General features: G+C 47.5%; 12 protein-coding genes. 4 read left to right on the plus strand and 8 right to left on the minus strand.

Annotated features, from left to right (window positions below):
- Window positions 1–40: 40 nt before the first annotated feature.
- Window positions 41–1,126, plus strand: a complete 1,086-nt coding sequence (locus tag EDC56_RS00420) for a DNA-binding protein (RefSeq protein WP_123710570.1) — start codon at window positions 41–43, stop codon at window positions 1,124–1,126.
- Here EDC56_RS00420 and EDC56_RS00425 read toward each other — a convergent pair.
- Window positions 1,123–3,525, minus strand: coding sequence for a bifunctional acetate--CoA ligase family protein/GNAT family N-acetyltransferase (locus tag EDC56_RS00425; protein WP_123710571.1), 2,403 nt, complete (start codon window positions 3,523–3,525; stop codon window positions 1,123–1,125). The genes EDC56_RS00420 and EDC56_RS00425 overlap by 4 nt on opposite strands.
- Before the next feature lie 66 nt (window positions 3,526–3,591).
- Here EDC56_RS00425 and EDC56_RS00430 point away from each other — a divergent pair, with 66 nt between their 5' ends.
- From EDC56_RS00430 to EDC56_RS00440, 3 genes are all read left to right on the plus strand, one after another.
- Window positions 3,592–4,518 (plus strand): histone deacetylase family protein, encoded by a 927-nt coding sequence (locus EDC56_RS00430; protein WP_162844034.1) that lies wholly within the window; start codon window positions 3,592–3,594, stop codon window positions 4,516–4,518.
- A gap of 199 nt (window positions 4,519–4,717) precedes the next feature.
- The gene (locus EDC56_RS00435) at window positions 4,718–6,517 is read left to right on the plus strand and encodes a DUF1800 domain-containing protein (protein ID WP_123710573.1); all 1,800 of its coding nucleotides are present in this window, start codon (window positions 4,718–4,720) and stop codon (window positions 6,515–6,517) included.
- A 4-nt stretch (window positions 6,518–6,521) separates the two neighbouring features.
- Complete coding sequence (locus EDC56_RS00440; RefSeq protein ID WP_123710574.1) at window positions 6,522–7,895, plus strand: DUF1501 domain-containing protein; 1,374 nt, start codon at window positions 6,522–6,524, stop codon at window positions 7,893–7,895.
- Here EDC56_RS00440 and EDC56_RS00445 read toward each other — a convergent pair.
- From EDC56_RS00445 to EDC56_RS00475, 7 genes are all read right to left on the minus strand, one after another.
- Complete coding sequence (locus EDC56_RS00445) at window positions 7,892–8,362, minus strand: YiiD C-terminal domain-containing protein (protein ID WP_162844035.1); 471 nt, start codon at window positions 8,360–8,362, stop codon at window positions 7,892–7,894. The two genes, EDC56_RS00440 and EDC56_RS00445, sit on opposite strands and share 4 nt — an antisense overlap.
- Before the next feature lie 126 nt (window positions 8,363–8,488).
- Complete coding sequence (gene alr / locus EDC56_RS00450) at window positions 8,489–9,574, minus strand: alanine racemase (RefSeq protein ID WP_123710576.1); 1,086 nt, start codon at window positions 9,572–9,574, stop codon at window positions 8,489–8,491.
- Window positions 9,575–9,640: 66 nt separating this feature from the next.
- The gene (locus tag EDC56_RS00455) at window positions 9,641–10,498 is read right to left on the minus strand and encodes a D-amino acid aminotransferase (RefSeq protein ID WP_123710577.1); all 858 of its coding nucleotides are present in this window, start codon (window positions 10,496–10,498) and stop codon (window positions 9,641–9,643) included.
- A 57-nt stretch (window positions 10,499–10,555) separates the two neighbouring features.
- On the minus strand, window positions 10,556–11,425 hold the full coding sequence (locus EDC56_RS00460) for a glutamate cyclase domain-containing protein (RefSeq protein ID WP_123710578.1): 870 nt from the start codon (window positions 11,423–11,425) through the stop codon (window positions 10,556–10,558).
- 36 nt (window positions 11,426–11,461) lie between these two features.
- On the minus strand, window positions 11,462–12,397 hold the full coding sequence (locus EDC56_RS00465) for a 5-oxoprolinase subunit C family protein (protein WP_123710579.1): 936 nt from the start codon (window positions 12,395–12,397) through the stop codon (window positions 11,462–11,464).
- On the minus strand, window positions 12,394–13,071 hold the full coding sequence (gene pxpB / locus EDC56_RS00470; RefSeq protein ID WP_123710580.1) for a 5-oxoprolinase subunit PxpB: 678 nt from the start codon (window positions 13,069–13,071) through the stop codon (window positions 12,394–12,396). Before pxpB ends, EDC56_RS00465 begins: the two co-directional genes overlap by 4 nt.
- On the minus strand, window positions 13,071–13,805 hold the full coding sequence (locus tag EDC56_RS00475) for a 5-oxoprolinase subunit PxpA (protein WP_123710581.1): 735 nt from the start codon (window positions 13,803–13,805) through the stop codon (window positions 13,071–13,073). Before EDC56_RS00475 ends, pxpB begins: the two co-directional genes overlap by 1 nt.
- Window positions 13,806–13,821: the final 16 nt, after the last annotated feature.

Below are 13,821 nucleotides of genomic sequence, written 5' to 3' on the forward strand. Positions count from 1 at the left end.
TAATATAAGATGATACGTATCACATGATGGAATACTCGCTATGGCTCGCTCTGGTGTCACCTACTTCGATATTGAAAAAGCCGCTGCTGCGCTGCTTGTGGCCGGCATCAACCCAACCGTAGATAGCTTGCGCAGCGAACTGGGCAACACTGGTAGCCGAACAACGATCAGCAAATACCTCAAGGAGTGGCGGGATAACAAACACCAGCTCAAAGGCAGCGAACAGCTGCTCAACGACAGCCTTACAGAAATCATTTCATCACTGGCGCTGAAATTGAGAGAGCAAGCTGCTGAGCCGTTGCGACAGGCCGAGAAAAAGTGGCAAGAAAATAAAGACAGGCTCATTGAGGCGGAAGACACTCAAAAGGAGGAGAACCAGAAGCTATTGCTTATAGTCAAGGAGCTACAGGAGAAAAACGAGGCGAGCAACAAGCTAAACTCTCAGCTAAAGCACGATAACTCGCAACTTACAGCACAGCTCAATGAGCTCAAAAACGACTACAGTGCTGTAAACGCAAGGCTCGAAGAGAAAGAACAGCACCTCGATAGTGCTAACGAAAAATACCAGCATAGCCAATTAAGCCTCGAGCACTTCAGAGATGCCAGTGCACTAGCACGAGAGCAACTCATCAACGAGCATCAACAACAAGCCAGCCAGCAGGGGGCACAAATCCTCCAGCAGCAACAAGTCATCAACCAGCAACAAGAAAGCTCAATACAGCAGCGCGCTGAATTATTACTGCTCCAGAAGCAACAAAGCAAAACAAAAACGGAAGCCGAGCTTCTACGCAAGCGTACTCAACAAGCAGAAGACGACGCCTCAAGCTTCAAACACCTAATCAACCAGCTACACGAGCAAATAGAAGTAGTGACGGACAAGTACAGCAAGCAACAGATGGTGCATCAAAAAGAAGTCGCGGAAATTCACGGCAACTACAGCAGGGCAACCAAGAGTGCAGAAGAGAAAATCGACAACCTTGTCGAAACACTTGCGCAGTGCCGCGATGAATCATCAAAACATCAGCACAACGCCATTGTCACTGGCGCTAAGCTAGAGATGCTGGAGGAAATGCTTCAGCAACTAACCTCCTCTGCAAGCAACAGCAAAAACTCAACGCTACCTTAACGCGAACGTGGCCGGGTGAGGTCAAGCTCAGCCAAAACAAGCGTATCATCGTCTGGATCACTACGAATCTGGAAACCAAGGCTTTTGCAAAAAGCCTTCATCTTGTGATTTTGTCGCAACACCACCCCTACCATCAGCTTCAAACCAGCCTCTGCCGCTATCGTTATGATGCGCTCCATCAGATAGCGTGCGACACCTTGTCCCTGCCAGTCGTCCGCAACGACCACTGCAAACTCGCAACTATGACCATCGCCTGAGTTTGTATATCTAACGACCCCAACCTCAACAGACTCTCCCGCCTCCTCGACAATGGCTATCAGAGCCATCTCACGGTAGTAGTCTATCTGCGTAAAACGAGCCAACCACAATGGCGGCAACTCTTTAAGGTTCTGCATAAACCGCATGTATCGGGTCTCAGAGGACAGCTGCAGAACAAAAGACCGCTCCATCATTGCGTCTTCGGCGCGCATTGGGCGCACAGAAACTTCACGCCCCGCTTTGGTTACATAGGTCGTTCGTAGTTGGTTAGGATATGGGTGGATGGCCAGATGAGAATAACGAGGAACAGGTTTGCTTGCCGCACTGACGAAGAGTGAGACATCCTGACCTGGCGACTCAGCATCAGCTGCATCAGCAGCCAACCTCAAAACCTCGACTTCAGGCAACTCGCAAACCATATCACTAACACACAACAGCAGTTGCTGTAACTCTAGATGATCGTTTGAGGCATTTGCCGGCAAGTCAAGCTTTTGCAGCAAGGCATGCACCAAGCTCGGATTGAGAGGCGGGAGTAATGTTGCAATTCTTATCGTGGTATCCGCAATAAACACATGTATCGCCGGGCCAAAATCGGCATCTTTACGCACTTCAATTTGCAGTGGCAAGCCACGATAGCGCAGCTGACGCCCGACCTTGTTCGCCATAATCTGGAAAGAGGCAAGGACTGAGATTGCCGTCTGCAAAGGAAGCTGACCGCCACCAGTACGCCGAACAGGCGACAACAAGGATTTAGCCCCTTCGATATCGGCCTCATTATCAAACGCATGACTACTTGGCGTCTCAAGCATGAGAAGCTGATTTCTATAGAAATTAAGCAAAAAGCTATAGCCTACGATCGCACTTTCTGGCGTCCTGAAGCAGGCCATCCCAGCATCATCCATACGCTTGCTCGCAGATTCAACACTCGCACCACCCATCCAGCAGGTTAAAATTGGTTTCTTTTGTGTGCGGTGAAGCTGTAAGCAGACATCGGCAATCGCCTCGACATCATTCACAGCGGTTGGCGCTATCATCACCAACACAGCAGCACATTCTTTGTCAGCTAACATCGCCTCTATTGCCAGACCAAACCGGGCTGGTTCTAGGTCGTTATAAATATTGGTCGGGTTGCCAACATCCGACGAACGAGGTAATAACTTTTTCAAGCCACTAACACACTCACCTGTTGGCCGATAAAGCGGCACATTGAGACTTCTTGCTCGTTGCGCCGCTAGCGCGCTTAAACCGCGACCGTTAGCGACAATACCGAGTCCTTCTTGACGCAGCTTCTTACCCATCATCAAAACTTCGGCCGCACCAATTAAATCATTAAGGCGGTAAGCCCTAATAACACCAGCTCGGCGTAACGCCGCGTTAATCACGGCATTATGTAAAGCATCTGAATCCGTCTGCGCTGTCAGCAGAATAACAGGCTTAATGCGAGCCGCCGCACGCAAGCTACTCAACAGCTTACGCGCCGGATTGATGTGATCAAGATACAATAAAATACTGTGTGTTTTGGGATCATTAGTCAGATAGTCAAGAATGTCCCCCATATCAATACCAGCGGTATTGTCGAGAGCGATAACCTGTGAGAAGCCAATATCTTGCTGCCTAGCCCAGTCGATTACTGACGAGCAGACACCGCCAGACTGGCTGACTAAAGCCAGCTTACCAGGCTTGGGCGCATCAACCCCCAGCCAAGCTGCAAAATGACTCTCTGGGCGGAGAACACCGAAGCACCCCGGCCCTAATAGCTTGATGCCGTACTTATTCGCCAGCTGGCTTAATGCTTTAAAAATACGACGTTTTTCAGCACGATCACGATACCCAGTGGGAGAAACGACAATAGCAGCTTTGACCCCTGCCTTGCCGCATTCACGTAGTATATCTGCAACATTACCAATACCTGTTGCAACTACTGCCAGATCAACCTGCTGGCCCACCGATTTAAGATTAGGGTAACAAACGTAGCCACCGAGGAGCTTATGATGAGGGTTGATTGGGTATATTGAGAGCGCTGACTTAACGGCGATCATTCGCTGAAAAACTGCCGTCCCAATTGAAAGCTCCTTGTCACTAGCACCGAATAGCGCAATTGAGCGAGGATTAAGTAGATGATCAAATGCCGTACGCTTCATAAGTAATTACGCTTCCTTTGTGAATAGCTTATCATGTGCAAAAGAAAACTATTCCGAGTGGTAACTATGGTCACAGCCTACATTAGTCATCCCGATTGTGCACTGCATGATATGGGAAATAATCACCCCGAATGCCCAAGAAGACTGAACGCCATTAGCGATTGCCTGATCGCCGCAGGCACCTTCGATTATATTCAACAAATCGATGCGCCTAAAGCCGAATTACACCACCTTCAGCTAGCCCATGATCGCAACTACATCAACAATTTACTGATTAACAGTCCGAAAGAAGGGCTTTTTCGTATCGACGAAGACACAGCACTCAGCCCTCACACTTTAGATGCTGCAATGCACAGCGCAGGAGCAATGATTAGGGCTGTTGATGGCGTAATGAGCGGCGAGTTTACTAATGCCTTCTGTGCTACTCGCCCGCCCGGGCATCATGCGGAAAGGGCTAAGGCTAACGGCTTCTGCTTCTTTAACAACATTGCTATCGCAGCGCATTACGCTGTAAAACATCACAGAGTAAAAAAGGTAGCCGTTATTGATATCGACATTCATCATGGTAACGGCACCGAGGATATCTTAGGCGGCAGCCGACGCATTCAGTACTGGTCTAGTTTCGAGTCCGACATTTTCCCTTTTCGTGACAATAAGTTACGAAGTCGCCGTAACGTTTCCCTACACCCAATCGCTACAAACTGCTCTGGCAGCGACTACAAAAACCTTATTAATGATCAACTCATGCCTTGGATTTATCGCCTCCGCCCCCAATTAATTTTGCTCAGCACCGGCTTTGACGGTCATATTGAGGATGAAATATCCCACAGTCGATTAACCGATAACGATTACAGGTGGGTTATAGAAAAGATAAACGGCGCAGCTAAGGTGTTCTGTCAGGGTAGAATTATTTCGACACTAGAAGGTGGTTACAATCTATCGGCACTTGGCCGCTGCGGTGCTGCACATGTAAAAGAGCTAGCAGGGCTATAAGCTAAACACTGGTTTCGGCCAATACAGAAGATGTGGTGACACCATCTGTAACCATACTGCACTGTCCGCAGTTAGTGACACGCAGTTTTGGGAAAGAATTAAGAAATTCGCGCTATCGATATAGAAAATATGATATAAAAAACGCTCATTACCAAACTATGCCGGGATTCGGCAAACAAATAAAAACAAGGTAATTACTGTGTTTAAGCGTTTAAATAAATACTTTTGCTTCTCTCTCTTCCTTTTCATTTTGACTGCTTGCGGCGGAGGCGGGAGTGGTGGCGGCGCTCCAGACACACCGCTTCCAAGCGACGAAAGCAGCGATACAAACAACGGCGACCAGAGCGGCGGCGACCAGAGCGGCAGCGGCAGCGGCAGCGGCGACCAAAATGATAACGGTGACGAGACCACCCCACCTGTCATTGAGCCGCCAGCACTTCCCGATGAGCGCGCCGCAAGACGCTTTCTTATGCGGGCGACCTTTGGCCCTGTAAAAAACGATATTGACTATGTAATGACCCATGGCTATGAAGCCTGGATCGACAAACAAGCTATTCTTCCAGCCAGCCTTCATTTCGATCTTTTTGAAACAATGATGACTGAAGATGGCCTCTCTCCCAATCTTAACTGCTTCATGCCTCTGGCTGAACAACGTATAAGAATGGACGCATGGTGGCAGCGTGCACTTAAAGCCGAAGACCAGCTAAGGCAGCGACTAGCCTTCGCCTTAAGCCAAATAATTGTTATCTCTGAAAAAAATGCCGACCTGTTATGTAGAACGCGTGGAGTAACTAATTTCTACGATATTTTAGTCGCTAATAGCCTAGGAAACTATAGAGATATTTTACAACAAACCACACTTCATCCGGCCATGGGCTATTACCTTTCAAGTATAAGAAACCGAAGAGAAGCCACTAACAACAATATTTTACCCGACGAGAATTTTGCACGAGAGGTGATGCAACTTTTCACTATTGGCTTAAAAGAACTCAATGACAACGGGTCAGTTAAACTAGACTCAGCCAATAACCAGGCAGAGACTTATAACCAAGAAATGATCATGACACTTGCTCGTGTCTTTACAGGGTTGAACTACGGCGACAGCACAATAGCCATATCAGAAAAGCGTACTCTTAATTCAGACATAATCCCTATGAAAGGCTGGATATTCTTCCATGATAATGAAGCGAAAGCTCTATTCAACGGTACTCTACTCCCTAAATTCGGCTTCCCACTAGATGAAGTTACAGCAACAATCGACAATCTTTTTGAACATCATAATATTGCTCCTTTTATTTCAAAAAGGTTAATACAGCGATTTGTTAGCAGTAATCCTAGTGATAAGTATGTCGAAAGGGTAGCACAAGCATTTAATGACAACGGCCATGGTAAAAAGGGAGATATGATCGCCATCATAAAGGCGATACTGCTTGATGAGGAAGCCTTAAACAGCCATTCAGATGGCCAATCCTTCGGTAAAGTAAAAGAACCGCTATTGATGTTTTCAGCACTATGGCGTGCTTACGATGCCACAGGGGAAAACAACCGCTTCCGCTTTAGCAACAGCGATACAATTAGCGGTCAGAAACCGTTATCTGCCCATTCAGTTTTCAATTTTTACTCACCAACATACTCACCTGCTGGGACAATCCGAGATCACAACTTATTTTCCCCTGAGCTCCAAATACTAACTGCACAATCAATAACAAAAACAACTAACGCCCTAGAGGAGTATGCAAATAGCGCAATACTTAACAGTGAAGAGAGAAATACGATAAGTGTTGATACGAGCTCACTATTGCCACTGGCATCAACTCCCTTATTGCTCGCTGAAAAACTCAATATGGATCTAATGGCTGGCTCGATGAGCGACGAGATGAAACAAGTCCTAATCGATTTTATCGAGACAACTCCCTACGAAAACAACGACGGAACCCTTAGGGTAAATGAAGCCTTATTCTTAGTATTGTCCTCCCCAGAATTCGCCATACAGAGATAATTTTATGAATAATTACAATAGATCTCGTCGTCGTTTCATCAAAAAAATGTGCCTCACAACTGCCGCTGCCACAAGTAGCCTTAATGTCTTTCAACAAGCTATAGGCTCCACTGCTGCTGACGACTATAAAGCTCTTGTCTGCATCTTCTTAAATGGCGGCAACGATTCATTCAACATGTTCGTTCCCCTTGATGGCGCGGAATATCAAAGCTATCAAGACTCCAGAACAAACCTCGCCATTCCTCGGGACTCACTCTTACAAGTACAACCCAGCAACATAGCTGCTGCAAACTATGGCTTTCACCCTGCAGCCTCAGCCTTTAAAACACTATTTGACAATGAAGACCTATCTATCCTGGCAAATGTGGGAGCACTAACCACCCCTGTGAATCTAAACAACCTAGACACTGTTGAAAAACCCCCGCATATTCACTCCCACCTAGATCAACTAAACTTTTGGCATAGTTTAGACAAAACATCACAACACCTATCAGGCTGGGGGGCAAGAGCGTTAGACAAGATTAATACTTCGATACCCCCCAGCAACACAGTAATACCTAATGCATTTACCTTTTCCGACTCTAGCTTATGGTTATCAAGTACAGAGAGACCATTCAGACTTGACTCGTCTGGCTCTGTGAAACTGAATGGTATTCTTGAAAACAGTCAACAAGGAGACAGCCAGGCGCAAAAGAGAACCAATGCATTCCTTAAGTTACTAGAAATAAACAACAACCATTTATTTATCGACGAGTTTGCAAAAATTCAGGCCAAGGCTCAAAGGCGAAGCTGGGTTATGTCTCGGGCATTAGATCAAGCTGACACCAACTTAGATTCAATTAACTGGCCAAATCATGCTTTAGCGAAAGACCTAAACATTATTGCAAAAACTATTTCAGTGAGATCGCAGCTAGGACATAAGAGAGACATTTTTTACATTGATGCTGGTGGTTGGGATACACATAGTAATCAGCTGTCACGTCATGCTCTGCTACTTACACAGCTCAGCGAGTCTATGGCGGCCTTCAATGACGCAATGAAATCCATGAACATTCATGACAAAGTCACAACTTTTACAGGGTCTGAATTTGGCAGAACACTCACCAGCAATGGCGATGGTACAGACCATGGATGGGGCGGCCATCAACTCATTATGGGCGGAGCCGTCGACGGCGGTAAGTTATTTGGCGCGTTTCCAAGTCTTGAAATTGGTGGCCCAGATGATTACGGGCGAGGCCGAATAATACCCACGACGTCTATCGATAGCTATGGTGCAACGTTAGCAAAGTGGATGGGTGTCAATGATGATGAGCTACACCAGATATTTCCTAATCTCGTCAATTTTAACGAAAAAGATATCGGCTTTTTCAGCAGTTAGTTCTTCTCACGCAACACAACAGGCGGCAATATTGCATACTCCCCTTTGAAACTAACAGCCACCTTGCCTTCGGCCAATATTGTTGAAGACAAGGTGATTTTGGCCTTCCCTTTTTGCTTAAAATCAGCAAGGAACATCTCAAAGTCCCCTTCTTCAATATCACATACAGCACTAAAAACCTGCTCTGATACAGGACGCAGATAATCGATCTCTCCGCGACTGACCACAAGATTACAATCAACCTCTGCCGCTTCTGTCTGTAAATACACCATCCCCCAACAGCTCATTACTGCCAAGCAGTAGAGACTACCACCAAAGGCCGTAAACTTATCGTTGATGTTAGGTGAAAGAGGGGCGCTGAGCTGCAAACGACGGCCATCATAATAACTGACCTCCATGCCAATCTCTTGCGCAAGAGGAAGGTGCTGCTGAAAAAAACTTGTTAATCTTTGCTCGATTGGCTGCACGTTTAACGACCCATAAATATTAAAAATTAATTATAAAAGAAAGCCGTTGATTAAGCACAATCGACGGCTTCACTAAAAGCTGCTGCGTTACGGGTCATTCTACCCTACCCTCGCATTTTTCGTCAGCTAGTCGACGACAATCCTTGGCGTGCGCATTGGCATTCGTGCCAGAAGCTCATAACCTATCGTACCTGCATAACTCGCAACCTCGTTGACGCAGATATTAGTCCCCCAGAGTTCGACCTCATCACCTATGGCAACATTTTCTATGTGACTAACATCAATGCTAAGCATGTCCATCGAAACACGGCCGACTAACTCAGCACGCTGATCCTTGATCCACACAGGCGTCCCAGATATCGCGTGCCTCGGGTAGCCATCACCATAGCCTATGGCAACTGTCGCAATCTTGCTGCGCTTTGGCGCGACCCAGGTACGGCCATAGCCAACGGATTCGCCTCGATCAACTTCACGCAAGGCAATGATGGCGGATCGTAGTGTCATCACCGGCTTTAACGGCAATACTGCATCATGCTCTGTCATTAAGGGTGAGTTGCCATAGAGCATAAAACCCGGTCGATTCCACTGCCCTCTTGCTTCTGGCCAAGCAAGTAAAGCAGGCGAGTTCGCCATACTCAATTCGACGTTAAGATCTTGAGTAAGCTCGAGTAAATGAGCAATCTGCAGCTCAGTTGTGTTATCACTAAGATCATCAGCTGAAGAAAAGTGCGTTGCGACAACTATTGCGTCATTGGCAACGAACGGGCAATGAATTAACCGTTCATAGCAAGTCGCAAACTCATTAGCAGCAAGCCCAAGGCGGTGCATGCCAGTATCAGCTTTTAGCCACACCGTCAGCTCCTGCTTTAAGGGAGCTGCGACGATCGCATCAATCTGCTGCCGACAACTCGACATCAACCAAAAGTTTTGCTCACTTGCCGTCATCACCTCGTCGGCGGTAAAGGCCCCCTCTAATAGCAAAATGGGCTGGTTAATACCTGCATTTCTAAGCTCAAGAGCTTCCTCAATACAAGCAACGCCAAAAGCAGGAGCTAAATCGGCCAGCGCTGATGCCACAGCAACAGCACCATGACCATAAGCATTAGCTTTGATAATTGGGATAGCGCGACCTTTATCAGATAGCCGCTGCGCATAACGGTAATTATGGCGTAACGCGGAAATATCCAATAAAGCTTTGGTTGGACGAGCCATAAGCCCTCTCACAATATAAGTTGTGCCGGTAAAGCCTTGGCTCTACAGGCGCCCGCTAATTAACGCTTAATAGTTGAATTTACCTTCTGAAAACAACTGCTGCGCAACAACCCACACGTCACCGATTTCACCATTACCAACAGGCTTACCGTCAATCGCGACTACCGGCCCAACCTCTTTCGATGAACTCGTTAACCAGACCTCATCTGCAGCATCGAATTCTTCTCGGCTCACTGCGCGCTCCTCAACTTTTATACGGCCATCTTTACGTAAGATATCGAGCAACATGAAACGAGTAATACCTGGCAACAAAGCGTTACTCAGCGGCGCAGTAATAACAACACCATCTTTGACTATATAGGCGTTAGTTGAGCTACCCTCCGTTAAGAAACCGTCAACATCAAACAAAATACACTCTTGGTTACCTTCATCAACGCCTTTTTGGTAATGCAGGACATTGCCAAGTAGGGCAGTCGACTTTATGTTACATCGCTTCCAACGTAAATCTGTACTTGTTGATACTGAATAAGAGTTGGCCTTACTCTTATCGGCAACAGGCGCCGGTGGAATTTCGAAAGCAAACGCAAATACTGTCGGCTTCACCCCTGATGGAAAGCTATGTGCACGCTTAGTATCTGCACCACGACTGACGTGGAAATAGATGCCTAGGTTTTCACCATCGTTCTCCCCGTCTAGCTTTAAGGCTATTGCCTTCCATTCCTCATGGCTCATCGCTAGCTCAATACCTATTGCTTTCAAGCCATCGTTCATGCGATCCATGTGTGGGCCAAAACCAACAAGACCACCGCTATAACAGGGCACTACCTCGTAAATACCATCGCCAAACAGGAAGCCTCTATCCATAGGGGAGATTTTAGCTTCATGCATTGGCATGTATTCGCCATTGAGATAGACAGTACTCATAATTTTCTCTCTTAATTTACAACGGGTCCCGTTGGACACAAATTAACAACAAAAGGTTTATTTAATGCTAAAGCCTGTTAACTGGCGCAGCTGCTCGATCAATTCATCGCCCGCTGAAACAGGCAAACCATCTTCAGTCAGCGTATTCTCTCTAGTGACACCATCCACGCTACCGCGATTGGATAAATAACGCAAAATTGTTATCGGCCTCACCAGCTGAAAGAGATCTTCGTCATTGGCAACTGACAACAGCGCAATCAAACCATGTGCGCCCCAGTTGGACACATCAGAGATCAGCAGCTCATCGCAGCCGGTCACCGTTGGCACGATATCAAGCTGCTTAACTGTTGTATAAATATTGCCCATGCCAATCTCGTTACCGCCGTCACCCACAGCAATAGTGGGGCACTCGGCCTGGTTAAGGAATTCGTCAAAGCTCGCACACCGTGCACTTATATCCTCACCGCGCATATTGAAGTAGCCAGCGCCTTTTGACAGGCCTGGGCGCTCAATAGAAATAACCAGCTCGGGCGACAAAAGAGCGAGGGACTGTTTAGCCTCCTCCACTCGCGTCGCAATAGCGTTAGTATTGATTGTATGTACACAATAATCTGCTGATAACGCGCTCGCCAGAGGGTCGCCACAGACAATTACAGGCCGTGCACCAAGGTGCTTAAGTACATCATAAAGCGCTATCGCACCAACCGGCCCATCTGTCTCGAAGGTATCCAGCACAGGAAAGCCCGTACCGATAAGAACCGTCCCTTTTACCCGGTTGATTAGTTTGGCGGCCCGACCGTAATACCCTGGCCTCAATGAGGCTTGCATCTCTTTCATGCCACGTAAATTACGCTTAACCAACAAGTCTTCGACTTGTTGGCTCAACGATTGCTCTGATATTGTCAGCTCAACTTCCAATGATGACATCGCTTACTCCAACCTCAATACACAAGCCAACGGCTATTATTCAATGCTTAATAATTCAATTTTTTCACGACGGCAGTGCGCCAAATGCAATTCGTTATGGGCCTCTTCAATACTAATAGCACTGAAAAAAACCTCCGCTCCGGCCATCAATTGAGTAAGCTTATACAGGTCAATCCCTATCACAGAGCCAATTTTCGGGTAACCACCAATTGTCTGCCTATCATTAATCAGTACGATAGGTTGACCATCTGCGGGAACCTGCACAGCACCCAAACATATCCCTTCGGAAAGTAGCGCCGTTTCATTGGTAGCGATGGCCGCACCCTCAAGACGGTAGCCCATACGGTCGCAGCTGGCGGAAACTTTGTAAGGCTCGCTAAAAAATGTCGCCTTTTGTAAATCACTGAAAAGAGCTTGCTGATAACCAAGCACAACCCTTAACGTGACACTTTTGTGATAACGAGGTCTATGATCAACAGGGAGCCGCTTGAGCGGAGTCGTCCCGCTGGGCTTGATGGGTAGTACAGTGCCGGCACTCAACTTATCACCGTCAAGGCCACCAATACCTTCTCGCATTACTGTAGAGCAGCTACCAAAGCTCTGCTTAACTTGTAACCCTCCCGCAACAGCAACATAGCAACGACACCCTTCTTTGGCGTAACCTAACTCTAAAGCCTGCCCTGCACGCATGCTAAGACCCCGCCATTGCTCTACAGGCTGCCCGTCTATTTTGACTTCAACAACCGCCCCCGTCACAGCGACCACCGTGTCAACATTAGCAATTAATTTTAAACCACCGACGGTACACTCGATCATCGCCGCGTCAGCTTCATTGCCAAGTAGGCGATTCGCCCAATAGAACGCCTCACTATCCAACGGCCCACCAGTCGTCAAACCAATAGAGTGGTAACCGAAACGACCTGAATCTTGAATCAGGCTCAGCATACCAGGCGACTTTACGGTTAAACTCACAGCTCACCTCCCAATCGTAGAAACTCGTCACGTGTAATCGACTCGAAGCTGACGCGATCTCCTGCAACCACCGGCATGCTAGGTGTTTTATCGGGGTCAAACATGCGTTGCGGACAAAGACCGATAAGGTTCCAACCACCGGGAGATACCGCTGGATAAACGGCCGTCTGTCTATCTGCGATAGCAACAGCCCCTCTAGGCACTTTCATGCGGGGCGTCGCCAAGCGAGCTGCTGCGATACGTTGATCAACTTCGCCCAAATAGGCAAAACCAGGTGCAAAACCAATGGCATAGACTCGATACTCTTGCTGCTGGTGAATATCGATCACCTCAGCGACACTCAGGCCAGCTGCCAGCGCTAATGCAGAAAGGTCGGGGCCAGACTCTTCGCTGTAATAAACAGGCAATGTTACTAACCTTCCTGCATCCGAAGCAGTTGTATTTTCGTGACTAAAACTCTGAACCAAAGCATTTTTTACTGCCCAAAAATCAGTTTGCAAAGGGTTAAAAACGATGAGTAGTGAGGCGTACGAAACAACCGTATCGACAATACTCTCTCCCATCAATGCCAATAGTGCTACCTGTGTTTGTTGAATACGCTGCGACACCTCAGGGCTTGGCGTCTCGGAAAAATAGGCAATCAGTGCGCTATCGCCTGCGATTTCTATCCTCATTATGGCGCTCCTGCCATGCAGCGACGAATATCGCCAATGGCCTGCACTGCCGTCATGTTATCACCATGTACACAAAGGCTATCGACATGTAGCTTGAGGGTCTTTCCGCTCACTGTCGTTATCGTCCCCTCCTCTATTAACTGACGGACCTGGGCAAGCATCTTGTCATGGTTGTGTACAGCCCCAGGCTTACTTCGAGCCAAAAGGCGACCATCGTCGTCGTAGCATCGGTCGGCAAAGGCTTCAAAATATAACGTCAAGCCCAATGCACTGGCTTCCTCCTGGTGCTGCTGCCAATCAGCCGTCGCCTGCAACATAAGCGTTACGGGGCGATGATAACCGGCAACCGCCTGCATTACCGCCTGACGAACACTGGGCACGGACATCATGTCGTTATACAGCGCGCCATGAGGTTTTACATAATCTACACAGATCCCCTCAACCTGAGCCATGCCATCAAGAGCCGACAACTGATAACGAACCAGTGCTACGATCTCATCATGGCTACAATTGAGAGAACGGCGTCCAAAGCCCACTAAGTCCGGGTAACCGGGGTGGGCACCGACAACAACCTTGTTCTCTTTTGCCAACGCGAGTGTCTTGGTCATCACCAGTGGGTCACCAGCATGAAAACCGCAGGCAATATTAGCCATATCAATTTGTGGCATAACCTCCTGATCAACACCCATATTCCAAGAGCCAAAACTCTCACCTAAATCACAGTTTAATTTCATTATAATTCCCTCTCGT

The organism is Sinobacterium caligoides (assembly GCF_003752585.1).
GTDB classification, from domain to species: Bacteria; Pseudomonadota; Gammaproteobacteria; order Pseudomonadales; family Sinobacteriaceae; genus Sinobacterium; species Sinobacterium caligoides.